This is a genomic window from Burkholderia sp. BC1 (assembly GCF_052683555.1).
Window position 1 is genome coordinate 1 of sequence record NZ_JBQYLP010000013.1, and the last position, 23815, is coordinate 23815.

Here is a 23815-nt window from a genome sequence, read left to right on the forward strand (position 1 = left end):
TCTCGTGGGCTCGGAGATGTGTATAAGAGACAGGTGGGGCCGGGTTGGGCCGGGCCGGGCCGGGCCGGGCCGGGCCAAGCCAAGCCAAGCCAAGCCGAGCCAAGCCAAGCCGAGCCAAGCCAAGCCAAGCCGAGCCGGGCTGAGCTAGGCCAGGCCAACCAAGCCGAGCCGGGACAAGCCGCGCCGAGCCCCACCCCCGCCCGCCGCCGCGCGACTCAGCGAAACGCCGCGTACAGCGCGCCGAGGTCCAGATGCGCGGCGAACGTGTCCGCGAGCCGCTCCAGCGACGCTTCGCGCAGCGCCGGATAATCGATCCGTTCGGCGCGGTCGAGCCCGGCCCACGCGAGCAGCGCCGTGCATGCGTCGGGCGCGTCGAACAGCCCGTGCACGTAGGTCGCGAGAATCTGCCCGTCCGCCGACAGCGCGCCGTCCGCACGCATGCCACCCGCCGCTGCGCCGTCTTCCGCCAGCTCGAGGGCCGGCGACGCGAGCGCGGGCCCGCGCGTTTCGCCCATATGGATTTCGTAGCCGTGTACCGCGGCGGCGCCCGGCAGCGCGAGGCGCCCGGTCACGTTCTTCAGCGTCTTGTCGGGCTGCAGCGTCGTCGCGAAATCGAGCAGCCCGAGCCCCGGCACGCTGCCGGGCGCGCCTTCGAGGCCGAGCGGATCATCGAGCGTGCGGCCGAGCATCTGCATCCCGCCGCAGATGCCGATCACCTTGCCGCCGTAGCGCAGATGGCGCTGGATGACCGTTTCCCCGCCGGCGGCGCGCAGCCACGCGAGATCGCGCTGCACGCTTTTCGAGCCGGGCAGGATCAGCAGGTCGGCGTTCGGCACGGGGCCGCTCTTCCAGTAGGTGAATTCGACCTGTGGATGCGCGCGCAGCGGATCGAAGTCGGTGTGATTGCTGATGCGCGGCAGCGCCGGCACGACGACGCGCAGCACGCCCGCGTCGCTGCGCGCGGCCGCGCTGCGCGCCTGCGCGGGCAGCATGTCCTCGGCATCGAGCAGCAGCCCGTGCAGGTACGGCAGCACGCCGAACACCGGCTTGCCCGTCTGCGCGCGCAGCCAGTCGAGGCCCGGCTCCAGCAGCGCGATATCGCCGCGGAAGCGGTTGATCACGAAGCCGCGCACGCGCGCGCGCTCGCTGTCCGACAGGCATGCGAGCGTGCCGACGAGATGCGCGAACACGCCGCCGCGGTCGATGTCGGCGACCAGCACGACCGGACAGTCGACGCGCTCGGCAAAGCCCATGTTCGCGATGTCGCCTTCGCGCAGGTTGATCTCGGCCGGGCTGCCGGCACCTTCGACGATCACCGCGTCGTAACCCGCGCGCAGCCGCGCGTACGATTCGAGCACCGCATCGAACGCGACCGGCTTGTAGTCGTGATACGCGCGCGCGTTCAGGTTCGCGCGCGCCTTGCCGTGGATGATCACCTGCGCGCCGCGATCGCTGGTCGGCTTCAGCAGCACCGGATTGAAATCCGTATGCGGCGCGACGCCCGCGGCCAGCGCCTGCAGCGCCTGCGCGCGGCCGATCTCGCCGCCGTCGGCCGTGACCGCGCTGTTGAGCGCCATGTTCTGCGGCTTGAACGGCGCAACGCGCACGCCGGCACGGCACGCAAGGCGGCACAGGCCCGCGACGAGCGTGCTCTTGCCCGCGTCGGACGTCGTGCCCTGGATCATCAGCGTGCCGCGCGGCAGCAGGTCGGGTGCATTCATCGTGAGAAAAATCCGGAGCGACGCAAAGGCGGCATTATCGCCCGCGTCGCGACGCGCGGCGCCGTTACAATCACGCGATGATTCCGCACGACCTCACCTTCGTTCTCGGCGGCGCGCGCTCGGGCAAGAGCGCCTACGCCGAACGGCTCGCCGCCGACAGCGGCCGCCCCGTCACCTACATCGCAACGGCCGCCGCGACGGCCGACGATGCCGAATTCGCGAGCCGCATCGCGCACCATCGCGCGCGCCGGCCCGCGGACTGGGGCTTCGCCGATGCGCCGGTCGCGCTCGCCGAGACGCTCGCGCAACTCGACGATCCGCGCGCATGCCTGCTCGTCGACTGCCTGACGCTGTGGCTCGCGAACCTGCTGTGCCCGGCCGACGGCGAACCGCTCGACGCGGCACGCTACGCGGTGCACGTCGATGCGCTCGACGCGGCACGCTACGCGGTGCACGTCGATGCGCTCGACGCGGCGCTGCGCGGCGCGCGCGCGAAGGTGATCGTCGTCAGCAACGAGATCGGCCTCGGCGTCGTGCCGCTCGGCTCGGTCACGCGCCGCTACGTCGACGAACTCGGGCGGCTGAACCAGCGCATCGCGGCGCTCGCGACGCGCGTGACGCTGCTCGTCGCGGGCCTGCCGCTCGACATCAAGCCCGGAGCGCCGACATGCTGATGCTGTCGCTGCCGATCGTCGCGATGCTCGCGGTCGCGGCCGCGTTCGTCGACCGCGTATTCGGCGAGCCGGCCGGCTGGCATCCGCTCGTCGCGTTCGGACGGCTCGCGGCGCGCATCGAGGCCGCGCTGAACACCGGCCGGCGCGGTCGCGTCGCCGGCGTGGCCGCATGGGCGGCGGCCGTCGTGCCGCCGGTCGTGCTCGCCGCCCTGCTCACGGCCGCACTGCCGTGGCCGCTCGCGGCCGCGCTGCACGTCGCGCTGCTCTGGTTCGCGCTCGGCGCGAAGAGCCTCGCCGACCATGTCGCGCCGATCGCCGCCGCGCTGCTGCGCCACGACCTCGACGCCGCGCGCACGCTGACCGCGCGCATCGTGTCGCGCGACACGAGTGCGGCCGACGAAGAAGCGCTGTCGCGCGCGGCCGTCGAATCGGCGCTCGAAAACGGCAACGATGCGATCTTCGGCGCGCTGTTCTGGTTCGTCGTCGCGGGCGGCCCGGGCGCATTGCTGTTCCGCCTCGCGAACACGCTCGACGCGATGTGGGGCTACCGCACGCCACGCTTCGCGACGTTCGGCTGGGCCGCCGCACGCATCGACGACGCGCTGAACTGGATCCCCGCGCGTCTGACCGCAGCGAGCTACGCGCTGCTCGGCGACACGGCCGCCGCCTGGCGCTGCTGGCGCACGCAGGCGCACCGCTGGGACAGCCCGAACGCGGGCCCCGTGATGGCGGCCGGCGCGGGCAGCCTGAACGTGCGGCTCGGCGGCCCGGCCGTCTATCACGGCGCGCTCGAGGATCGCCCCGCGCTCGGTACCGGCGCACACGCGACGGCCGCGCACGTCGTCGCCGCGCTCTCGCTCGTCACGCGCACGCTTGCACTGTGGCTCGCGCTGCTCGTCGCGAGCGCCGCGCTCGTCATGGCCGCTCATCATGTCTGATACTCCGATCGCGCACGGCGGCAATCTGCACGAAGCCGCGCGCCGCTACGGCATTCCCTACGATGCATGGCTCGACCTGTCGACCGGCATCAATCCGCTCGGCTACCCGGTGCCGCCGGTGCCGGCCGACGCATGGCGGCGGCTGCCCGACGACGGCGACGGTCTTGCCGGCTGCGCGGCGCGCTACTACGGCGCGCGCGACGACGCGCACGTGCTGCCCGTCGCCGGCAGCCAGGCTGCGATCCGCGCGCTGCCCGCGCTGCTGCCGCCCGGCGACGCCGGCGTCGCGCCGCTCGCATACGGCGAATATGCGCCGGCATTCGCGCGGCACGGCCATCGCGTCGTGCCGCTCGACATCGCCGCCGACACGCTGCCGGCCACGCTGCGCCATGCGATCGTCGGCAACCCGAACAATCCGACCGCCGAAACGGTTTCCGTCGAGCGCCTGCTCGGCTGGCATGCGCAACTCGCTGCGCGCGGCGGCACGCTGATCGTCGACGAAGCGTTTGCCGATACCGGCGCCGTCGATTCGCTCGCGCCTTACGCCGATCGGCCCGGTCTCGTCGTGCTGCGCTCGGTCGGCAAGTTCTTCGGTCTGGCCGGCATCCGCACGGGCTTCGTGCTCGCGCACCCCGCGCAAATCGGCGCGCTGCGCGCGCTGCTCGGCGCGTGGACGGTCGGCGGTCCCGCGCGCCACGCGGTCGCCGCCGCGTTCGCCGATCGCGCCTGGCAGGCCGCCGCGCGCGAACGGCTCGCGGCCGACGGCGCGCGACTCGCCGCGCTGCTGCGCACGCACGGCTTCGCGGTGCGCGCGACGCCGCTGTACAGCTGGACCGACGACACGCGCGCGGCGGCGCTGCACGCGGCGCTCGCGACGCGCGGCATCTGGACGCGCTACTTCGCGCAGCCGTCGAGCGTGCGCATCGGGCTGCCGGGCAGCGAAGCCGAATGGCAGCGCATCGCCGACGCGCTCGCGCAATGCGTGCCGATGCTGGAGCGCGCATCCGCATGAACAGCCGCCCGTTTCGCCGGCTGCTGCCCGCAGCCATGCTCGCGCTGCTCGCGCATGCACCGCTCGTACACGCGGACGTCAGCGCACGCGACGACGCCGGCCTGACCGTGACGCTGCCCGCGCCCGCGCAACGCGTGATCAGCCTCGCGCCGCACGTGACCGAACTCGTGTACGCAGCGGGCGGCGGCGCGAAGCTCGTCGGCACCGTCACGTACAGCGACTATCCGCCGGCCGCGAAGTCGGTGCCGCGCGTCGGCGACAACAAGGCGCTCGACCTCGAGCGGATCGCCGCGCTGCGGCCGGATCTGATCGTCGTCTGGCGGCACGGCAATGCCGAGCGACAGACCGATGCGCTGCGTGCGCTGCACATTCCGCTGTTCTTCAGCGATCCGAAGCATCTGGACGACATCGCGTCGTCGCTACGCCGGCTCGGCACGCTGCTCGGCACGCAGCCGGCCGCCGATGCGGCGGCCGCGTCGTTCGAGCGCGACATCGCGGCCCTGCGCGCACGCTACGCGGCGCGCGCGCCCGTCACGGTGTTCTTCCAGGCATGGGACCGGCCGCTGATGACGCTGAACGGCACGCATCTGATCAGCGACGTGATCGCGCTGTGCGGCGGCCGCAACGTGTTCGCGTCGCTGAAGCCGCTCGTGCCGACCGTCACCGACGAAGCGGTGCTCGCCGCGAATCCGGAAGCGATCGTGACGACGAGCGGCGGCGCGACGCGCTCGGATCAGGCGCTGCCGAGCCTCGAACGCTGGCGTGCATGGCCCGCGATGACGGCCGTCGCGCGCAACAACCTGTTCGCGATCGACGGCGATCTGCTGACGCGGCCCGCGCCGCGCATCGCGGACGGCGCAGCCGCGCTCTGTACCGACCTCGAGGTTGCACGCACGCGCCGGCCGGCGCACTGAAAGACGATCGCGGCCGCTGTCCTGCGCGCCGGCGCGTGATGCCGCCGCATGCCGTGCCGATACCGCGCTACGCGTCGTCCCATTGCACGACGTCCCACGCATCGCCGCCATCGTCCGCTCGCAGCCAGACGATGCCGCCCGTCGGCACGGGCCGCGCGAGCAGCGTGTCGAGCGGTACGCGCAACACATGCGACGCGAACGCGCGAATCACGCCCGCATGCGTGACGATCCATTGCGGGAGGCCGAGCCGCGCGATCGCGTCCGCGCGTTGCGCGACGCGTGCGGCAAACTGCGCGACGCTTTCGCCGCCGTGCGCACGCGCATGCATCAGATCGGCGGCCCATGCATCGAGCGCCGCACGATCGATGTCGTTCCAGCGCTGCATTTCCCACGCGCCGAAATCGAGTTCCTGCCAGCCGGCGTCGCGTTCGCACGGCACGCCGCACGCGTGCGCGAGCCGGTCGGCGACCGTCGCGCAGCGCATGAGCGGACTCGTGCCGATGCACGCGGGCAGCGGCGCGCCGAGCGCGCTCAGCCGATCGTGCAGCAGGCGCGCGGCCGCGTCGGCGGAGCCGGCGAGCGGCACGTCCGTGCGTCCGTAGCAGACGCCCGACGCGACCGCGACGGCCGGATGACGGATCAGGACGACATCCATCCGAGCATCACCAGATAGATCGCGAGCTCGCTCGCCTGCTGCGCGAAGCCGAGACAGTCGCCCGTATAGCCGCCGATCCGCTTCACGAAATAGCGCGCCGCACACGCGCGCACGAGCGCGAGTGCGACGAGCGCCGCGACGCCCGCACGCCAGTCCGGCCAGAACAGCCACGGCAGACCGAATGCGGCCGCCATGCACGCGGCGCGCGCATTCATCCGCTGCGCGACCGGCTTCGCCTTGCCTTCGGGCCGCACGTAGTCGAGCGACAGCAGCAGGCTCACCGCCGCCGCGCGGCTCGCCGCATGCGCGGCGATCATCGTCCACGCCGCGCGCAGCGGCGGCATCGCGGCCAGCGCCTGCCACTTCAGGCCGAGCGCGACGATCAGCGCGACCGCGCCAAACGTGCCGATCCGCGAGTCGTGCATGATGCGCAGCACGTCGTCGCGCGTATAGCCGCCGCCGAACGCGTCGCAGCTGTCGGCGAGACCGTCCTCGTGAAACGCGCCCGTCGCAAGCAAGGTCGCGGCCATCGACAGCCCGACAGCGATCGACGCCGGCAGCACGCGCAGCGCGGCGAGATAGACGAGCGCACCCCACGCGCCGACGCAGGCGCCGACGAGCGGGAAATAGCGCGCGGCCTGGTCGAGATCGCCGGCCGCGTAGCCGATCGCCTTCGGCACCGGCACGCGCGTGAAATAGCCGAGCGCGACGAAGAAATACCGCACTTCCGCGCGCACGCCGCGGGCCGGCTCACGCATCACGATTGTCGACGCCTGCGGATTCGAAGCTCGCCATCTCGGCGAGAAACGCGGCGGCCGCACGCACGAGCGGCAGCGCGAGCGCGGCGCCCGTCCCTTCTCCGAGCCGCAGGTCGAGCGCGAGCAGCGGCTTCGCCCCGAAATGCTCGAGCATTCGCCGGTGGCCGGCCTCGTGCGATGCGTGCGAGAACACGCAGTAGTCGCGCACGCCCGGCGCGAGCCGCTCGGCGACGAGCAGCGCGGACGTCGAGATGAAGCCGTCGACGAGGATCGTCATCCGCTCGCTCGCGGCCGCGAGGTACGCGCCCGTCATCATCGCGATCTCGAAACCGCCGAACGTCGCGAGCACGTCGAGCGGCGCGACCGCGTGCGAGTGCCGCGCGAGCGCACGCGCAAGTACCGCGCGCTTGTGCGCGAGGCCCTGATCGTCGAGACCGGTGCCGCGTCCGACGCACGCGTCGATCGGCACGTCGAGCAGGCGGCTCATCAGGCACGCGGCCGCCGACGTGTTCGCGATCCCCATCTCGCCGAAGCCGATCACGTTCGTGCCGAGCGCCGCATGATGACGCACGCGCGCCGCGCCGGCCGCGAGCGCCGCCATCGCATCGTCGCGCGTCATCGCCGGCTCGACCGCGAAATTGCGCGTGCCGCGGCCGATCGGCAGCGACACGAGCCGCTCGGACGCCGGCAACGGCGACGCGACGCCCGCATCGACGATCTCGAGCTCGCTTTGCGCGACGCCCGAGAACGCATTGATCGCCGCGCCGCCGGCGAGAAAGTTCGCGACCATCTGCGCGGTCACCGATTGCGGATACGGGCTCACGCCTTCGACCGCGATCCCGTGATCGCCGGCGAACACGATCATCGCCGGACGCTGCACGCGCGGTTGCTCGGTGCGCTGGATCAGCCCGATCTGCAACGCGAGCGCCTCGAGCTGGCCGAGACTGCCGGGCGGCTTCGTCTTATGGTCGATCACGTGCTGCAGGCGCTTGCGCAGCGCTTCGTCGAGCGGCGCGATCGGCGGAAGGAATTCGGTCGGAGTGGTCATCGAAGGGAAGCCTCGTCGGCACGGCTTGCGCCGTACGCGGGAACAATGAAAATCATGCGCGTCGCTCGGGCCACGCGGGCAGCAATGCATCGCGGCCGTTTTCACGGATCAGCACGAGCGGATAACCGAACGCGTCGCTCGCCCGTTCGGGCGTGAGCACGTCGCATACCGGCCCCGACCATGCCTGGCCGCGGCCGTCGAGCAGCAGCGCGTGCGTCGCGAAACGTCGCGCGAGATTCAGGTCGTGGCACGAGAACAGCACCGTGCGCGGCCGCGCGCGAACCCAGTCGGTCAGCGCGGTCAGGCAGTCGATCTGGTGATGCAGATCGAGATGCGCGAGCGGCTCGTCGAGCAGCATCAGCGGCGCGTCCTGGCACAGCGTCGCGGCCAGCGCGACGCGCTGCCGCTCGCCGCCCGACAGCGACAGCACGTCGCGCCCGGCGAGCGCACCGAGACCGAACGTCGCGAGTGCGGCGCGCGCCGCCTCGCGGTCGCCGTCGCGCTCCCAGCCCCAGCCGCCGAGATACGGAAAGCGGTTGAGCAGCACCGTGTCGAACACCGTCGCGCTGAATGCGTCGTGCAGTTGCTGCGGCATCAGCGCGCGGCGCTGCGCGAGTTGCGCGGGCGGCCATGCGGACAACGGCCGGCCGTCGATCTCGACATTGCCGCCGGCCGGCGGCCGCAGCCCCGCCAGCGTCGCGAGCAGCGTCGTCTTGCCGGCGCCGTTCGGGCCCGCGACGCACCAGATTTCGCCGGGCCGGAACACCTGCGTGAACGCCGCCAGCAGCGTGCGTGCGCCGGCCTTCAGCGTCAGGTCGCGCGCCGCGTAGGCGCCTTGTTCTGCGGCATCGAATATGGCCGCCGTCATCGTGTCGGCCTCCTCAGCAACATCCACAGGAACACCGGCACGCCGATCAGCGCGGTCATCACGCCGACCGGCAATTGCGCGGGCGCGATCGCGCTGCGCGCGAGCAGGTCGGCCGCCATCACGCCGCTGCCGCCCGCGAGCATCGCGGCGGGCAACAGCATGCGCTGATCGTTGCCGAACGCGAGCCGCAGCGCGTGCGGCACGACGAGGCCGACGAAGCCGATCGTGCCGGCCGTCGTGACCGCGGCCGCGGCGGCGAGCGATGCGGCGAGATAGACGCGCACGCGCAGCCGCGCGACCGGCACCCCGAGCGCGAGCGCCGCCGCGTCGCCGCGCAGCAGCACATTCAGCTGCGGCGCGGCCGGCAGCGCGACGGCCGCCGCGAGCAGCAACGCACCCCAGGCGAACCACGGCGCGCTCGCGCCGTTCAGATCGCCGGTCAACCAGAACAGGATGCCGCGCAGCCGCGCATCGGGCGCGATCGACAGCAGCAGCGTGACGAGCGCGCCCCAGCCGGCGGCGATCACGACGCCGGTCAGCAGCAGCCGCGGCGATGCGTCGCGCGATTCGCCGCGCCACAGTTCGCGACGCGCGAGCCCGAGCACGAGCGCGATCGACACGAGCGCACCGGCGAACGCCGATGCATCGACGAGCCACCACGCGCCGCCGGCAATCATCGCGACGAGCGCGAAGCCGGCCGCGCCGCCCGACACGCCGAGCACGTACGGTTCCGCGAGCGGATTGCGCAGCAGCACCTGCAGCAGCGCGCCGGCGAGCGCGAGCAACGCGCCGCATGCGAAGCCGGCCAACGCACGCGGGAGCCGCAGCGTGCGCACGATGTCGGCGAACAGCGCGGCATCGCCCGTCGCGTCGCTGCCGTGCGGCACGAGTGCAGCGAGCGCCTGCCACGGCGACATCGGCACGCTGCCGATCGACAGCGACGCGACGAGCAGCAGCACGGCGGCTACCGCGAGCGCGGCCCAGATCGCGGCGGCGCGACGCGCGTTCATGCGGCGCACCGCGAACGGCATGCCGCGCGCTGCATGTGCACGCGAATGCGCGCGATGGCCGCAGCCGGCACGGGCGCGGCGGCGCGGGAAGTCACGGTAATCGGCAAACGAATCGTCCTTGTCGGGCGGGTTGGCGAAGCGAGGTGCGCGGCGCGGCGGCCGCGCACGATCTGCGCAATATAGAGGAAAGCGCCGGCATCGACGCTGCCGCGCCGACGTCGGCCGCAGCTCGAGCATGTGGCCGCGTGCGCGAGCCAAGGTCGATGCTGCGGCGCCGCTGCACGGGAGCGGCCGCCGCCCACAGAGCGACGCGCACCATGGCGCCCGCCCCGCACGCATGCACACGCACCGGCGCAAGCGCAGACGCGAGCACGAACGCCGCCGCAGCGAACGGCGAAGCCGCACGCGGCACGCGGCGCCAGGCGGACGATTGGGGTCGGCATCGAAGAAAGTCCCGTGAAGCACTGCGCGTCCCGCCTCCCCGCAGGCCGCGCGTCACGAAGCCCGCACGGGCTTCCCGCCTCGGCCGGTATCCGGGCTGGCGGCGCACCGGCTCGCCTTCCCGCGCGAACGAACGCGCAGTGGCCCGCGCTTGCGTGCATTGCACGCGAAACGCGCCCGAGCCGGCCTGCATCGAACGACGCGGCCGCTTACCGTTGCGGGGGCAGCGCAGGTGAGCGGCGTCCCGGCGAACGCGCGCATTCCTGCTTCCCGTTTAACCGCGCGTGTCACGCGCGAGCACCGAGGCGGCGCCAGTTTAGGAGCGGGCCGCGCGAGCGTCAAGAATCGCGCCTGCCAAGCGCGAATCCCGCGCACGATCCGCGGATTCGCAGCAAGAAGCAGGGGTGTTACGACTGGAAACGTTACAGATGTCGGAATGCGCGTTATTCCGCGCTAAAATGCTGGGTCTTTAGAGGACGCAGCAGATGCTCAACGAACTCGAAACCCTATCTCAAAATATTGGCCGGCTGATTTCGCTGAACAAGCGCTATCACTCGGAACGGCTCGCGCTCGAGGAGCAGGTCGCGCAACTGCGCGCGGAAGCGGAAGCGGTGCGTGCGGAACTCGCGCAGCTGCGCGACGAACGCAATGCGCTCGAGGCCGAACGCGACACGCTGTCGGCGAAGATCGACGACGCGCAAGTCAAACTGAACGCGATCCTCGAAAAGCTGCCGCGCACGAAGAGCGCGGAGCAAGCCGACAACCAGCTCGACCTGCTGGATGCGCAGGCGCACACCGATAGCGACGACGCGGCCAGCCACGGAGAACATGCATGAGCACGAAGCAGATCGAAGTCTCCATTCTCGGTCAGAGTTATCGTCTCGCCTGCTCGGCCGAAACGGAAGCGGCGCTGCTCGAAGCGGTCGCGCGCGTCGACGCGGAAATGTCGAAGATCCGCGCCAACAGCTCGGTGCGCGGCACCGATCGCATTGCGGTCATGGCCGCGCTGTCGCTCGCGTCGGAATTGCTGCGACTGCAAACGAGCGTGCGGCACGGTGAAGCATTTCCGGCCGAGGAAATCCGGCGTACAATGCGCCAGATGAACGAACAACTCGGTGCGGTGCTCGCACAGCACGAGACGCAATAAATCTTCGAATCGATGCGTCGATTCCCCTTGATCTCCACGATCAACGGTGGTCAAATTGGCGCAACGATTCACAGTTCAGTCAGCTTCCCTGCCTGGTTCGCCAAGGTCATATATTCCTTGAACCAATGCCATGTGCACGGTTGCGGAAATTTGTAGCACGGGCGCGCGCGTCACTCTGTCTGATGTACCCGAAGTGCTGCTAACTGCGACCAATTCTGAACCTCAGGTTCAGGATGCCGGCCTAGCGGCTAAGGCGGGGGCCTATCCAACGGCATCGGGCGAGTCCCGATGCCGTTTCCTTTTTCAGGGTCCGTCTGCGTATCGCCTGCGCACGCGCGCCATCGCGGCCACGCGTGCACGCGCCGATCGCGAGCGCCCTCACACTGCCTCTTTTTGCGTCGATTACGATCCATGCAATTCTGGCTGATGAAGTCCGAACCGGACGAAGCGAGCATCGACGATCTCGCGCACGCCCCGCAACGCACGCTGCCGTGGACCGGCGTGCGCAACTATCAGGCGCGCAATTTCATGCGCGACACGATGAAGATCGGCGACGGCGTGCTGTTCTATCACTCGAGCTGCCCCGAGCCGGGCATCGCGGGTCTCGCCGAAGTCGCGTCGACGCCCTACCCCGATCCCACGCAATTCGATCCGAAGAGCCCGTACTACGATCCGAAATCGTCGCCGGAATCGCCGCGCTGGCTGCTCGTCGACGTGCGCTTCGTGAAGAAGACGCCGCTCGTATCGCTCGCCGCGCTGCGCGAGCATGACGAGCTGGCCGACATGCGCGTGCTCGCGCGCGGCAATCGGCTGTCGATCACGCCCGTCACGCGCGCCGAATGGAAATTCATCACCGAAAAGCTGATGAAGTGACGTTGTCGAACGTCAAATCCCGTCAGCTCGCGTCGCCGCGGCGGAACTCGCAACGCGCTCGCGCGGCCTAAGCATCCGCTGCCGGGCCGATCGGGTGCGGCAGCGTTTTCGTTGCGCGGCCAGCCCGCGTCGCGCACGCGCGAACCGCGTGCGCGCCCTCGCATAAGGAGAGTCCAACAATGACCAAGAAATCCGCCGTCGCGCTGTCGCTCGCGCTCGCCGCCGCCGTTCCCGTCGCGTTGACGCTTGCGTCGCCTGCCGCGCACGCGCAGGCCGTGAATCCTCACTTCCCGGAACCGGCCGGCGTGCTGTCGCTGTCGTCGCAGGCGAGCGCCGACGTGCCGCAGGACATCATCCACATCACGCTGTTCTACGAACAACAGGCGAAGGATCCGGGCAGCCTGACGTCCGCGCTGAATCAGCGCGCCGACGCCGCGCTCGCGCAGGCGAAGGGCGTGTCGGGCGTATCCGCGCACACCGGCGCGTTCTCCGTCTATCCGAGCACCGATCGCGACGGCAAGATCTCCGCATGGCGCGGCCGCACGGAAGTCGTGCTCGAATCGCGCGATTTCGCGGCGGCGTCGAAGCTCGCGGGCCAGCTGTCGAATCTGATGCAGGTCGCGAACGTCGAGTTCTCGCTGTCGCCGGAAGCGCAGCGTGCGGCCGAGCAGAAGCTCACGACCGAAGCGATCAAGTCGTTCCGTGCGCGCGCGGACGAGGCGGCAAAAGCGTTCGGCTACAGCAGCTATACGATCCGCGACGTGAACGTCGGCAGCGGCCGCAACGTGCAGCCGTATCCGCGGATGATGGCGATGGCCGCCGCACCGATGGACAGCGCGAAGATGAGCGCACCGATCGCGGTCGAAGGCGGCAAGGCGACCGTGTCGGTGACGGTCAACGGTTCCGTGCAGATGAAGTAACCGTAGCGCGCGGGTCGCGCCGCGCCAGCAACATGCAAAAACGCCGGCCCGCAGGCCGGCGTTTTTTGTTGCGCGATGCCGATACGCGCGCTTGCGCGCATCGGCGCCGCATCGGCTCGCGTTACGCGGCGGCCGCGGCCGTGCGGCGGCGCCGATACGCCCACACCATCAGCGCGATGCCCGCGACGATCATCGGCAGCGACAGCCACTGCCCCATCGACAGCCCGAGTGCAAGCAGACCGAGGAAATCGTCGGGCTCGCGCGCGAATTCGACGGTGAAGCGCGCGAGGCCGTAGCCGATCAGGAACAGCGCGGAGACGGCGCCCATCGGCCGCGGTTTGCGCGCGAAGAAGAACAGCACGAAGAACAGCGCGATCCCTTCGAGCGCGATTTCGTAGAGCTGCGACGGATGACGCGGCAGCATCTGGTATTGCATGAACACGTCGGCGAGATGCCACTTCTCGACGAGCTCCGGATGCTTCGGCAGCCATGCCGCATCGTCGCGCATCGCGCCGGGAAACAGCATCGCCCACGGCGCGCCCGGATCGGTCACGCGGCCCCACAGCTCGCCGTTGATGAAGTTGCCGAGCCGCCCCGCGGCGAGCCCCGTCGGCACCATCGGCGCGACGAAGTCGGTCACCTGCAGCCAGTGGCGCTTGCGCTGCCATGCGAACAGCACCATCGCGAGCGTCACGCCGAGAAAGCCGCCATGAAACGACATCCCGCCTTCCCACACCTTGAACACGTCGAGCGGATGCGACAGGTAGAAGCCGGCCTTGTAGAACAGCACGTAGCCGAGCCGGCCGCCGAGCACGGTGCCGAGCACGCCGTAGAACAGCATGTCGTCGATGTCCTTCGCGGTCCAGCCCTGCGCAGCGACGTGCGGCAGCTTCAGCCGGATCCGGCCGACGACGATCGCCGCGATGAAGCCGACGAGATACATGAGGCCGTACCAGCGCACGGCCAGCGGCCCGAGGTGGATCGCAACGGGGTCGAAATTCGGGTGAATGATCATGGATTAGCGATGAAGTTTTCGAATGCGGCACGGCGCCCGCCGACGCGCGGCACCGCGCATTGGACGGCACACGCGCGCCATCGTTCACGTCAGGCGGCGAGCGCCTGCGCACGCACGACCTCGATGAACGCGGCCAGCACGGGGCTCACGTCGCCGGTGCGCCAGACGAGGCCCGTCTCGACGACGGGCGCGTCGCCGGCGAGCGGCCGGTAGACCACGCCGGTGCGCCGCAGGTTACGCAGCGATTGCGGCACCAGTGCGACGCCCATGCCGGCCGACACGAGGCTGACGATCGTCTGCATCTGGATCGCCTCCTGGCCGATGCGCGGTATCGCGCCGGCCGCGCCGTAGCAGCCCGTAATGATGTCATAAAAGCCGGGCGCCAAACGGCGCGGAAAGATCACGAGCGGCAGCGCGGCGATCTCGGCGAGGTGCACGGGCGCGTCCGACGCGTCGGACGCGCCCGCCGGCATCGCGACGACGAGCGGCTCGCGCACGACCGGCAGATACGACAGCCCGGCCGCATGACGCGGCGGCACGGGCGGAATCACGAGCCCCGCGTCGATGCGGCCCGCGACGAGCTCGTCGATCTGCACGTCGCTCGTCGCTTCCGCGAGTTGCAGGCGCACCTGCGGATAGCGCGCGCCGAATGCGCGCAGCAGCGACGGCAGCAGCCCGTAGTCGGCCGTCGAGACGAACGCGAGCGCGAGCGAACCGGCCTCGCCGCGCGCGAGGCGCCGCGCAAGCGGCGGCAGCGCATCGGCCGCCGCGAGGAGGCGCCGCACGTCGGGCAGCAGCGCCGCGCCGACCGCCGTCAGCGCGACCGAGCGCTTCGTGCGGGCGAACAGCGCGACGCCGAGTGCGTCCTCGAGCGCGCGGATCGCCTGCGACAGCGGCGGCTGCGTGATCGACAGCCGCTCGGCCGCGCGGCCGAAATGCCGCTCGTCGGCGACGGTCACGAAATAGCGCCACTGGCGCAGGTCGGGCGTCGGTTCGGCCATCGCTCACTCATTCGCAAAAGCACTTAATAAGCGACAAATAATATATTGGACACGCGAAAACGGAAACGCCATCCTTGTTCGAGCCGCACCGCACGGCGCACCCGCGCGATCGGTCCGGCCCCACAACAATCGATGGAGCTCCCCATGTCGTACAACCGTCGCTCGAAGCACATCACGCAAGGCGTCGCCCGCTCGCCGAACCGTTCGATGTATTACGCCCTCGGCTATCAGAAGGAAGATTTCGACAAGCCGATGATCGGCATCGCCAACGGGCATTCGACGATCACGCCGTGCAACGCGGGGCTGCAGCGCCTGTCCGACGCGGCCGTCGAGGCGATCAAGGCGGCCGGCGCGAATCCGCAGATCTTCGGCACGCCCACGATCTCGGACGGCATGTCGATGGGCACCGAAGGGATGAAGTATTCGCTCGTGTCGCGCGAGGTGATCGCCGACTGCATCGAGACCTGCGTGCAGGGCCAATGGATGGACGGCGTCGTGGTGGTCGGCGGCTGCGACAAGAACATGCCGGGCGGGATGATCGCGCTCGCGCGGCTGAACGTGCCGGGCATCTACGTGTACGGCGGGACGATTCGCCCCGGCCACTGGAAAGGCAAGGATCTGACGATCGTCTCGGCGTTCGAGGCGGTCGGCGAATTCACGGCCGGGCGTATGTCGGACGAGGATTTCGAGGGCATCGAGCGCAACGCGTGCCCGACGTCGGGCTCGTGCGGCGGCATGTACACCGCGAACACGATGAGCTCGTCGTTCGAGGCGCTCGGCATGTCGCTGATGTACTCGTCGACGATGGCGAACCCCGATCAGGAAAAGGTCGATTCGGCGGCCGAATCGGCGCGTGTGCTCGTCGAAGCGGTGAAGCGCGACCTGAAGCCGCGCGACATCATCACGAAGCAGTCGATCGAGAACGCGGTGTCGCTGATCATGGCGACCGGCGGCTCGACCAATGCGGTGCTGCACTATCTCGCAATCGCGCATGCGGCCGAGGTCGACTGGACGATCGACGACTTCGAGCGGATCCGCAAGCGCGTGCCGGTGATCTGCGACCTGAAGCCGTCGGGCCAGTATGTCGCGACCGACCTGCACCGTGCGGGCGGCATTCCGCTGGTGCTGAAGATCCTGCTCGATGCGGGCCTGCTGCACGGCGACTGCGTCACGATCACCGGCCGCACGATCGCCGAAGAGCTGAAGGACGTGCCGTCCGTGCCGCGCGCCGATCAGCAGGTGATCTTCCCGATCGAGCGCGCGCTGTACAAGGAAGGCCATCTCGCGATCCTGAAGGGCAATCTCGCCGAGGACGGCGCGGTCGCGAAGATCACCGGCCTGAAGAACCCGGTGATCACGGGCCCGGCGCGCGTGTTCGACGACGAGCAAAGCGCGATGGACGCGATCCTCGGCGACAAGATCCGCGCCGGCGACGTGCTCGTGCTGCGCTATCTCGGCCCGCAAGGCGGGCCCGGCATGCCGGAAATGCTCGCGCCGACGTCGGCGATCATCGGCAAGGGGCTCGGCGAATCGGTCGGCTTCATCACCGATGGTCGTTTCTCCGGCGGTACGTGGGGGATGGTCGTCGGCCACGTCGCGCCCGAGGCGTTCGTCGGCGGCACGATCGCGCTCGTGCAGGAAGGCGACTCGATCACGATCGACGCGCATAAGCTGCTGCTGCAGCTGAACGTCGACGATGCGGAACTCGCGCGCCGCCGCGCCGCATGGAAGCAGCCGGCGCCGCGCTACACGCGCGGCGTGCTCGCCAAGTATGCCGCGCTCGCACGGCCGGCGAATCGGGGTGCGGTCACGGGGTAACGTGCGGCCGCGTCATGCGGGCTGTTTTCGGCGGTGCGGCGGTGCGGCAGTCCGTCCGTCCCCGCCCCGCCCGCCGCGCGCCGAACCGGCGTCTTCTTTGCTCTTATAATGCGCGGACCGTGAAGCCGGCCGTGCCGCCGGCGGAGAACCGCATGAAACAAACGATATTGCGCGCGCTGCTCGCGACGCTGCTGGCCGGCGGCGCGGCGGCCGCGTCGGCGCAGCAGGCCGACGGACTGACGCTCGCGCAACGCAAGAACTGCATGGCCTGCCATGCGGTCGGCAAGCCGCTGATGGGCCCGTCGTTCCACGACATCGCGCGCCGCTATGCGCCGCGCGGCGATGCGGCTGACTATCTCGCGCAGTCGATCGTGAAGGGCAGCGTCGGCGTGTGGGGGACCGTGCCGATGCCCGCCAATACGCAGCTGACGAGCGCCGAAGCGCATACGCTCGCGCAATGGGTGATGTCGCTGCACTGATCCGAATCGGATGAAAACCGGCTGCGGCGCGCTCGACATGCGGCCGCATCGCCGTTGCGCCGGCGTGGCCCGCCCGCCGTTCAGTCGGAACGCGTGCCGCGGCGCCGCGCGATTTCCTCGTCGACCGCGTCGCGCACCCAGTCCATCACCTCGGTTTCGAGTGCCAGCGCCACTTCGCGCGTGATCTGGCCGACCAGCCACGCCGAATGGTCGTGCAGCGCCTCGCGGCAGCGCGCTTCGATCGCGTCGCGCCCCGCGCCGGTCAGATAGGCGGTCAGACGGTTGCGCAGGCGCTCGGCGATATGCTGCGCATCCTCGGCCGTCAGCACCGCCGCCGGCGCGTCGGCGGCCGGCACGACGGCCTCAGGCAGCGCGTCTTCAGCCGCCGGGCGGCCCGGCGACCGGGCGGCTGCATCGGCGGCATCCGCAAACGGCATGTCGGCGGCCAATGTCGACGGCAGCGGCGCACCCATCGCCGCGTCTTGCGCGACGACCTGCTGCGCGGCGCCCGGCTCGGCCGGCGCATCGGCATCGCGCGCCGTCGCCGCCTCGGCGGGCGGCCATTCGACTGCCGGCACGTCGGGGGTCGGTACCGGATGCACGGCGACGCCTTCGGGATCGGCTTCGGCTTCCGGCGCGGCGGCCGGCACGCCAGCCGGCGCCGCCACCGGGCCACCCGGCACGAGCACGTCGGTCAGCAGCGGCAGCGCCGCGTCGTCGTGCGGCGAGTGTGACGGCTGTGACGGCTGTGACGGCTGCAGCGGCTGCGGCTGCACATCGGCTTCGCGCGCCGGCGCGCGTTCCGGCCTGCCCGGCACGAGAACGTCGGTCAGCGTCGGAATCGAGGATGGTTCGGGTTGTGTCACGCGAGCACTCCGTCGACGGTTTCGGCTAGCCGCCCTGCTTGTAATTGTTCAGCGCATAGCCGCGATCGCGGTAGAAGCGATAGCGTTCGCGGCCTGCGGCCAGTTCGTCCGGCGCATTGCCGACCACTTCGAGCAGCCGCTCGAAGCGCGCGAACTGCGCGGGCACGGCCGCGCCGAGGTTCAGCAGCACGTGGTAATGCGGCGCCTTGTCGAGGTCGGCGGCGAGCACGATCGGCGTGCCGGCCGCGTGCGCGCTGTCGACGCCGCAATGCGGAATGAAGTCGAGCGGCGAGAACGTCCACAGCCGCTCGTCGAGCGCGCGCAGGCGCGCGGGCTCCGCGACCACGACGACCGGCTGCCCCGCCTGGTAGGCCTTGCGCAGCAGCCGGCACGCATACGCGACCGAATCGCCGACGTTCGAATGGAAATCGATCCGCGTCATGACCCGCGTACCCGCATCGTCGTCGCTCGCGCCATTACTGGCCGGCGCGGTCGATCAGGAACTGCGCGAGCAACGGCACCGGACGGCCGGTCGCGCCCTTCGCCGCCCCGCTCTTCCACGCGGTGCCCGCGATGTCGAGGTGCGCCCACGGGTAGTTCTCGGTGAAGCGCGACAGGAAGCAGGCGGCCGTCACGCTGCCGGCCGGACGCCCGCCGATGTTGGCGAGATCCGCGAAGTTCGACTTCAGCTGATCCTGATACTCGTCGTCGAGCGGCAGACGCCATGCCGGATCGTTCGCCTCGCGCGACGCGTCGAGCAGCTCGCCCGCGAGCGCGTCGTCCTTCGAGAACAGCCCGCTGTTGTGGTGGCCGAGCGCGATGATGCACGCGCCCGTCAGCGTCGCGATGTCGATCACCGCGGCCGGCTTGAAACGCTCGGCGTACGTGAGCGCGTCGCACAGGATCAGGCGGCCTTCGGCGTCGGTGTTCAGCACCTCGATCGTCAGCCCCTTCATGCTCGTCACGACGTCGCCCGGCTTCGTCGCGTTGCCGCCCGGCATGTTCTCGCAGGTCGGGATGATGCCGACGACGTTCAGCTTCAGCCCCATCTCGGCGACCGCGCGGATCGTGCCGAGCACCGAGCCGGCGCCGCACATGTCGTACTTCATTTCGTCCATGCCTTCGCCCGGCTTCAGCGAGATGCCGCCCGTGTCGAACGTGATGCCCTTGCCGACCAGCACGATCGGCGCGGCCTTCGCGGCGGCGCCCTGATAGTGCAGCACGATGAACTGCGGCGGCTCGACCGACGCGCGCGCGACCGACAGGAACGAGCCCATCTTCAGCGCCTGGATCTGCTTCAGGCCGAGCACCTCGGCCTTCATCCCCCAGTCCTTCGCGAGCTGCTTCGCGGTGTTCGCGAGATAGGTCGGCGTGCAGACGTTGCCCGGCAGGTTGCCGAGGTCGCGGGTCAGATCCATCCCGTTCGCAAGCGCGACGGCCTGCTTGACCGCGACCTTCGCGGCCTTCTCGTCGGCCGGCTCGACGCTGAACACGACGCGCTTCAACGTATGCGAGACCGGTTCCGGCTTGCTCTTCATCTGCGTGAAGCGGTAGGTTTCGTTGCGCAGCGCGAGAATCGCCGCGCGCACGCCCCAGTCCGAGCCGCGTTCGTCGACCGGCAGCTGCGCGAGCGTGAACGTGACCTGGACGACCTTCGTCGCGAGCAGCGCGCGCCATGCGGCCGTGACGGCGTCGTTGTAGGCTTTCTGGTTGAAAGCATCCTGCTTGCCGAGGCCGACCAGCAGCACGCGCGACGCGCCGATGCCCGACACTTCGGGCAGGAACAGCGTCTTGCCGCGCTTGCCGTCCATGTCGCCGGCCTTCACGACGCGCGAAATCAGTCCCTTGGTGGCCGTGTCGATGTCCAGCGCTGCGCCCGACAGCGTCTGCGCTTCGAAGATGCCGAGCACGATGCAGTCGGACTTCCCGGTCAGGAACCCCTTCGCCTCGCCTTTGCTCCAATCACAGCCTTTTATGCTAAAGTCCATCGCGCTTGTCCTCGGATAAAATCTGGGCTAAGGATGAAAGCCGCAATTATCCGCTATTTTTCCCGTGGCGGCGCGAGCGCCGCACCACGCGGGCGCTGCCTCCCGCCCTCTTCTCTTCAAGAATGATCTTCGAACGCTCCCTCCAGCGCGAGCTTGCGTATACGGCTGGTGCCGTGTTCATGGTGCTGCTCACGATCATGCTCACGACGATGATGATCCGCATCGTCGGCTATGCCGCGTCCGGCGAAGTCGACCCGAAGGACGTCCTCGTGCTGATCGGCCTGACCGTCATCGGCTATCTTGCGGTGATGCTCGTCGTCACGCTGTTCGTGTCGATCCTGTTCGTGCTGACCCGGTGGTACCGGGACTCCGAAATGGTCGTCTGGCTCGCCTCGGGCGTGAGCCTCACGCGGCTCATCAAGCCGATCGGCGTGTTCGCGACGCCGATCATCGTGCTGATCACGTTCTTCGCGTTCGTCGGCTGGCCGTGGTCGAACCAGCAGAGCCGGCTGATCAAGGCGCGCTTCCAGCAGCGCGACGAGATCTCGCTGCTCGCGCCCGGCCAGTTCCGCGAATCGGCGTCGAACCATCGCGTGTTCTTCATCGAGAAGATGACGCCCGACCAGAGCAAGGTGCAGAACGTCTTCGTCACGTCCACCGAGAACGGCAAGGTCAACGTCGTCGTGTCGCAGACCGGCCACACCGAAACCACGAAGGACGGCGACCGCTTCGTCGTGCTCGAGGACGGCCGTCGCTACGACGGCACGCCCGGCCAGCCGAACTTCAAGATCATGGAGTTCGAGCGCTACGGCGTGAAGATCACGAGCAAGCCGGTCGTCAACGTGCCGACCACGAGCAGCACGCCGACGCCCGAGCTGCTGCGCAACCCGACGCGCGACAACCTCGCGGAATTCGCGTGGCGCGCCGGCCTGCCGCTGATCGCGATCAACCTGATGGTGCTCGGCATTCCGCTCGCCTATCAGAACCCGCGCCGCAGCCGCACGATCAACCTCGTGATGGCCGTGCTGATCTACCTGACCTACTCGAACCTGCTGAACGTCGTGCAGGCGCAGATCGAGCAGGGCAAGATGTCGTTCGGCGTCGGGCTCGTCGCGCTGCACGTGGTCGTCGCGGCGATCGTCGCGTTCATCTTCTGGCTGCGGGTGCGCAATCGCCCGCTTTTCACACGCGCGCTGTTCGGCCGCTCGGGAGCATGATCGATGCGGCTCTATGAAAAGTACTTCGCGCGGCAGATCTACGTCACGTTCGTCTTCATCCTGTTCGCGTTCTCGGGCCTGTTCTTCTTCTTCGACCTGATCAGCGAACTGAATTCGGTCGGGCACGGCAACTACAAGTTCGGCTACGCGGTGCTGCGCGTCGCGCTGCAAACGCCCTCGCGCTTCTACGAGATCATCCCGGTCGCCGCGCTGATCAGTGCGATCTACGTGTTCGCGCAAATGGCCGCGAACTCGGAGTTCACGATCTTCCGCGTCTCGGGCCTCGCGACCAACCAGGCGCTGCGCTCGCTGCTGAAGATCGGCGTGCCGCTCGTGATCGTCACCTACCTGATCGGCGAATTCGTCGGCCCGTACGCCGACCAGCTGTCCGAGCGCGTGCGGCTGCAGGCGCTCGGCGCATCGGTGTCGTCGAACTTCCAGTCCGGCGTATGGGTGAAGGACACGCTCGCCGCGCGCGAGAACGGCGAGCAGGTCACGCGTTTCGTGAACGTCGGCAGCCTCGCGCCCGATTCGACGATCAGCAACGTGCGGATCTACGAATTCGACGCGAAATTCCAGCTGAAGAACGTGCGCATCGCGCAGACGGGCCGCTACGAGCCGCCCGGCCACTGGCTGCTCAAGGGCGTGACCGAGACGGAACTGACGCCGATCCAGCCGATCGCCGGGCAAGCGCCCGATGCGCTGAACCCCGTGTACCGGTCGCAGCAGGTGTCGCTGCCCGAATACCGGCTGCGCTCGGATCTCACGCCGCAGATCCTGTCCGTGCTGCTCGTGTCGCCCGAGCGCATGTCGATCATCAACCTGTTCCGCTATATCCAGCACTTGCGCGAAAACCATCAGGACACGCAGCGCTACGACATCGCGCTGTGGCGCAAACTGCTCTATCCGTTCGCGGTGTTCGTGATGCTCGTGCTGTCGCTGCCGTTCGCGTATCTGCATACGCGTGCGGGCGTGGTCGGTGTGAAGGTGTTCGGCGGCATCATGCTCGGGATGAGCTTCCAGCTGCTCAATACGCTGTTCTCGCATATCGGCACGCTGAACACGTGGCCCGCGCCGCTCACCGCGGCCACGCCGGGCCTGATCTATCTCGCGCTCGGGCTGTTCGCGCTGAAATGGGTCGACCGGCACTGAGCGCCGCGCGCCCGACGGAGGTTTCGACATGACTTCGCACGGCATCGTCCTGTTCGGTCACGGCGCGCGCGATCCGCGCTGGGCCGAGCCGTTCGAGCGGCTCGCCGCGCGGCTGCGCGCCGCCGGCGGCGCCGCGCAGGTCTCGCTCGCATTCCTCGAACTGATGACGCCGTCGCTCGACGCCGCCGTTGCCGCACAGGTGGCGGCCGGCTGCACGCGCGTGACCGTCGTGCCGGTGTTCTTCGGCCAGGGCGGCCACGTGCGGCGCGATCTGCCGCAACTGATCGACGCGTGCCGTGCCGCGCATCCCGGTGTCGAGATCCGCTGCGCAACGGCCGTCGGCGAAGACGACGGCGTGCTCGACGCGATCGCGCGCTACTGCATCGACCAGCTCGAACGCGACGCCTGAAAGGCGATGCGCAGCGCATAGCGCACCATGAAAAACGCCGGCAGATGCCGGCGTTCGTATTTTCGGGGACGGCGCGAAGCCGTCGCAGGCGGCGCCGTCGTCAGGCCGCGTTGCGCAACCGGCCGCCCTCCGCCGCGTGTTGCGGCTGCGGCTGCCGCTGCCGCTCGGCGAGCGCATCGCCGATCATCAGCAGGCTCGGCTGCGCCGGATCGAGCCACGCCTGCGCCGCGCCGGCTGCCATCTCGGCGAGCGTGAGCGTCAGCGTACGCTCGCGCGCGGTGCTGCACGCCTCGACGATCGCGACCGGCGTCGTCGGCGCGCGGCCCGCGTCGATCAGCTCCTGCGCGATGCCCGGCGCGCTGTCGCGCCCCATGTAGTAGACGATCGAGTCGGCACGCGCCGCTTCGCGAATCTCGTCGCTGCCCGGCGCACGGCTGTGCGTCGCGAATGCGACGCTGCGTGCGACGCCGCGCAGCGTCAGCGAGCGCTTCAGCGTCGCCGCACTGGCCAGCGCCGCCGTGATGCCCGGCACGACCTCGTAGTCGATGCCGGCCGCTTCGAGCGCGCGCATTTCCTCGTCCGCGCGCCCGAACAGCATCGGATCGCCGCCCTTGAGCCGCACCACGCACGCGTGTTCGCGCGCCGCGTCGACGATCTGCTTGTTGATGAACTGCTGCGCGGTCGAGCGCTGCCCGCAGCGCTTGCCGACCGCGATCCTGCGTGCGTTCGGCGCGTAGTCGAGCATCTCGGGCTCGACGAGCGCGTCGTGCAGCACGACGTCGGCCGCGGCGAGCAGCCGCGCGCCGCGTACCGTGATGAGGTCCGCCGCCCCCGGCCCTGCGCCGATCAGATACACCTTGCCCATGTTTGTCGCTTCGCCTTCATGCGGGC

25 protein-coding genes, 1 other RNA gene and 1 riboswitch are annotated in these 23815 nt (G+C 69.7%); of the genes, 14 read left to right on the forward strand and 12 right to left on the reverse strand.

Features of this window, described 5'->3' with window-relative positions; all coding sequences use genetic code 11:
- Positions 1-215: 215 nt before the first annotated feature.
- Positions 216-1721 carry a cobyric acid synthase gene (locus ACSHSS_RS08745; RefSeq protein WP_445544830.1) on the reverse strand — a complete coding sequence of 502 codons (1506 nt, stop codon included), beginning with the start codon at positions 1719-1721 and terminating at the stop codon, positions 216-218.
- Between the two features lie 77 nt (positions 1722-1798).
- Between ACSHSS_RS08745 and cobU the strand changes: the two genes are divergently transcribed.
- Genes cobU through ACSHSS_RS08765 form a run of 4 tightly spaced genes read left to right on the forward strand, consistent with a single transcriptional unit; the run spans position 1799 to position 5259 of the window.
- A complete protein-coding gene (gene cobU / locus ACSHSS_RS08750; protein WP_445544831.1) occupies positions 1799-2395 on the forward strand; it encodes a bifunctional adenosylcobinamide kinase/adenosylcobinamide-phosphate guanylyltransferase in 597 nt (198 codons plus the stop codon).
- Positions 2389-3333, forward strand: coding sequence for an adenosylcobinamide-phosphate synthase CbiB (cbiB, locus tag ACSHSS_RS08755; RefSeq protein ID WP_059782686.1), 945 nt, complete (start codon positions 2389-2391; stop codon positions 3331-3333). The genes cobU and cbiB overlap by 7 nt, the downstream gene beginning before the upstream one ends.
- On the forward strand, positions 3326-4345 hold the full coding sequence (gene cobD / locus ACSHSS_RS08760) for a threonine-phosphate decarboxylase CobD (RefSeq protein ID WP_445544832.1): 1020 nt from the start codon (positions 3326-3328) through the stop codon (positions 4343-4345). The genes cbiB and cobD overlap by 8 nt, the downstream gene beginning before the upstream one ends.
- The gene (locus ACSHSS_RS08765) at positions 4342-5259 is read left to right on the forward strand and encodes a cobalamin-binding protein (RefSeq protein WP_445544833.1); all 918 of its coding nucleotides are present in this window, start codon (positions 4342-4344) and stop codon (positions 5257-5259) included. Before cobD ends, ACSHSS_RS08765 begins: the two co-directional genes overlap by 4 nt.
- Before the next feature lie 67 nt (positions 5260-5326).
- Here the strand turns inward: ACSHSS_RS08765 and cobC are convergent, their stop codons facing one another.
- Genes cobC through ACSHSS_RS08790 form a run of 5 tightly spaced genes read right to left on the reverse strand, consistent with a single transcriptional unit; the run spans position 5327 to position 9598 of the window.
- On the reverse strand, positions 5327-5914 hold the full coding sequence (gene cobC, locus ACSHSS_RS08770; RefSeq protein WP_105775768.1) for an alpha-ribazole phosphatase: 588 nt from the start codon (positions 5912-5914) through the stop codon (positions 5327-5329).
- On the reverse strand, positions 5899-6672 hold the full coding sequence (locus ACSHSS_RS08775; protein WP_006409915.1) for an adenosylcobinamide-GDP ribazoletransferase: 774 nt from the start codon (positions 6670-6672) through the stop codon (positions 5899-5901). Before ACSHSS_RS08775 ends, cobC begins: the two co-directional genes overlap by 16 nt.
- On the reverse strand, positions 6665-7720 hold the full coding sequence (cobT, locus tag ACSHSS_RS08780) for a nicotinate-nucleotide--dimethylbenzimidazole phosphoribosyltransferase (protein WP_059844080.1): 1056 nt from the start codon (positions 7718-7720) through the stop codon (positions 6665-6667). Before cobT ends, ACSHSS_RS08775 begins: the two co-directional genes overlap by 8 nt.
- Before the next feature lie 52 nt (positions 7721-7772).
- Positions 7773-8588 (reverse strand): ABC transporter ATP-binding protein, encoded by an 816-nt coding sequence (locus tag ACSHSS_RS08785; RefSeq protein ID WP_105836913.1) that lies wholly within the window; start codon positions 8586-8588, stop codon positions 7773-7775.
- Positions 8585-9598 carry a FecCD family ABC transporter permease gene (locus ACSHSS_RS08790; protein WP_105841303.1) on the reverse strand — a complete coding sequence of 338 codons (1014 nt, stop codon included), beginning with the start codon at positions 9596-9598 and terminating at the stop codon, positions 8585-8587. Before ACSHSS_RS08790 ends, ACSHSS_RS08785 begins: the two co-directional genes overlap by 4 nt.
- Before the next feature lie 507 nt (positions 9599-10105).
- Positions 10106-10359: riboswitch (cobalamin riboswitch) on the reverse strand.
- Between the two features lie 165 nt (positions 10360-10524).
- On the opposite strand from ACSHSS_RS08790, the gene ACSHSS_RS08795 reads away from it, so the two are divergent.
- The 5 genes from ACSHSS_RS08795 to ACSHSS_RS08815 all read left to right on the forward strand — a co-directional run bounded on the left by ACSHSS_RS08795 (position 10525) and on the right by ACSHSS_RS08815 (position 12979).
- Positions 10525-10875 (forward strand): ATPase, encoded by a 351-nt coding sequence (locus ACSHSS_RS08795; RefSeq protein WP_445544834.1) that lies wholly within the window; start codon positions 10525-10527, stop codon positions 10873-10875.
- On the forward strand, positions 10872-11186 hold the full coding sequence (locus tag ACSHSS_RS08800) for a cell division protein ZapA (RefSeq protein ID WP_006398591.1): 315 nt from the start codon (positions 10872-10874) through the stop codon (positions 11184-11186). The genes ACSHSS_RS08795 and ACSHSS_RS08800 overlap by 4 nt, the downstream gene beginning before the upstream one ends.
- A gap of 82 nt (positions 11187-11268) precedes the next feature.
- Positions 11269-11450: non-coding RNA, 6S RNA (gene ssrS / locus ACSHSS_RS08805), on the forward strand.
- A 147-nt stretch (positions 11451-11597) separates the two neighbouring features.
- Complete coding sequence (locus tag ACSHSS_RS08810) at positions 11598-12059, forward strand: EVE domain-containing protein (protein ID WP_006398590.1); 462 nt, start codon at positions 11598-11600, stop codon at positions 12057-12059.
- A 179-nt stretch (positions 12060-12238) separates the two neighbouring features.
- Positions 12239-12979 carry an SIMPL domain-containing protein gene (locus ACSHSS_RS08815; protein WP_006398589.1) on the forward strand — a complete coding sequence of 247 codons (741 nt, stop codon included), beginning with the start codon at positions 12239-12241 and terminating at the stop codon, positions 12977-12979.
- Between the two features lie 121 nt (positions 12980-13100).
- Here ACSHSS_RS08815 and lgt read toward each other — a convergent pair whose 3' ends face one another.
- Together lgt and ACSHSS_RS08825 are read right to left on the reverse strand one after the other, a co-directional pair.
- A complete protein-coding gene (gene lgt, locus ACSHSS_RS08820) occupies positions 13101-13994 on the reverse strand; it encodes a prolipoprotein diacylglyceryl transferase (RefSeq protein ID WP_006398588.1) in 894 nt (297 codons plus the stop codon).
- A gap of 89 nt (positions 13995-14083) precedes the next feature.
- Positions 14084-14995, reverse strand: coding sequence for a LysR substrate-binding domain-containing protein (locus tag ACSHSS_RS08825; RefSeq protein ID WP_445544835.1), 912 nt, complete (start codon positions 14993-14995; stop codon positions 14084-14086).
- A 144-nt stretch (positions 14996-15139) separates the two neighbouring features.
- Between ACSHSS_RS08825 and ilvD the strand changes: the two genes are divergently transcribed.
- Complete coding sequence (gene ilvD / locus ACSHSS_RS08830; RefSeq protein WP_445544836.1) at positions 15140-16813, forward strand: dihydroxy-acid dehydratase; 1674 nt, start codon at positions 15140-15142, stop codon at positions 16811-16813.
- A 152-nt stretch (positions 16814-16965) separates the two neighbouring features.
- On the forward strand, positions 16966-17292 hold the full coding sequence (locus ACSHSS_RS08835; protein WP_253574581.1) for a c-type cytochrome: 327 nt from the start codon (positions 16966-16968) through the stop codon (positions 17290-17292).
- A gap of 80 nt (positions 17293-17372) precedes the next feature.
- Here the strand turns inward: ACSHSS_RS08835 and ACSHSS_RS08840 are convergent, their stop codons facing one another.
- Genes ACSHSS_RS08840 through ACSHSS_RS08850 form a run of 3 tightly spaced genes read right to left on the reverse strand, consistent with a single transcriptional unit; the run spans position 17373 to position 20146 of the window.
- Positions 17373-18158 (reverse strand): DUF2486 family protein, encoded by a 786-nt coding sequence (locus ACSHSS_RS08840; RefSeq protein ID WP_445544837.1) that lies wholly within the window; start codon positions 18156-18158, stop codon positions 17373-17375.
- 25 nt (positions 18159-18183) lie between these two features.
- Positions 18184-18600 carry a DNA polymerase III subunit chi gene (locus tag ACSHSS_RS08845; RefSeq protein WP_445544838.1) on the reverse strand — a complete coding sequence of 139 codons (417 nt, stop codon included), beginning with the start codon at positions 18598-18600 and terminating at the stop codon, positions 18184-18186.
- Between the two features lie 34 nt (positions 18601-18634).
- Complete coding sequence (locus ACSHSS_RS08850) at positions 18635-20146, reverse strand: leucyl aminopeptidase (RefSeq protein ID WP_006398581.1); 1512 nt, start codon at positions 20144-20146, stop codon at positions 18635-18637.
- A gap of 122 nt (positions 20147-20268) precedes the next feature.
- Here ACSHSS_RS08850 and lptF point away from each other — a divergent pair, with 122 nt between their 5' ends.
- The 3 genes from lptF to ACSHSS_RS08865 are packed head-to-tail and all read left to right on the forward strand — an operon-like array spanning position 20269 to position 22924.
- Entirely contained in the window at positions 20269-21363 is a 1095-nt protein-coding gene (lptF, locus tag ACSHSS_RS08855) for an LPS export ABC transporter permease LptF (protein WP_006398580.1), read from the forward strand.
- 3 nt (positions 21364-21366) lie between these two features.
- On the forward strand, positions 21367-22515 hold the full coding sequence (gene lptG, locus ACSHSS_RS08860) for an LPS export ABC transporter permease LptG (RefSeq protein ID WP_006417186.1): 1149 nt from the start codon (positions 21367-21369) through the stop codon (positions 22513-22515).
- A 28-nt stretch (positions 22516-22543) separates the two neighbouring features.
- A complete protein-coding gene (locus ACSHSS_RS08865; RefSeq protein WP_035952103.1) occupies positions 22544-22924 on the forward strand; it encodes a sirohydrochlorin chelatase in 381 nt (126 codons plus the stop codon).
- A 100-nt stretch (positions 22925-23024) separates the two neighbouring features.
- Here ACSHSS_RS08865 and cobA read toward each other — a convergent pair whose 3' ends face one another.
- Positions 23025-23789: a uroporphyrinogen-III C-methyltransferase gene (cobA, locus tag ACSHSS_RS08870; protein WP_059782707.1), complete on the reverse strand. Its 765-nt coding sequence runs from the start codon at positions 23787-23789 to the stop codon at positions 23025-23027.
- Between the last annotated feature and the right edge of the window lie 26 nt (positions 23790-23815).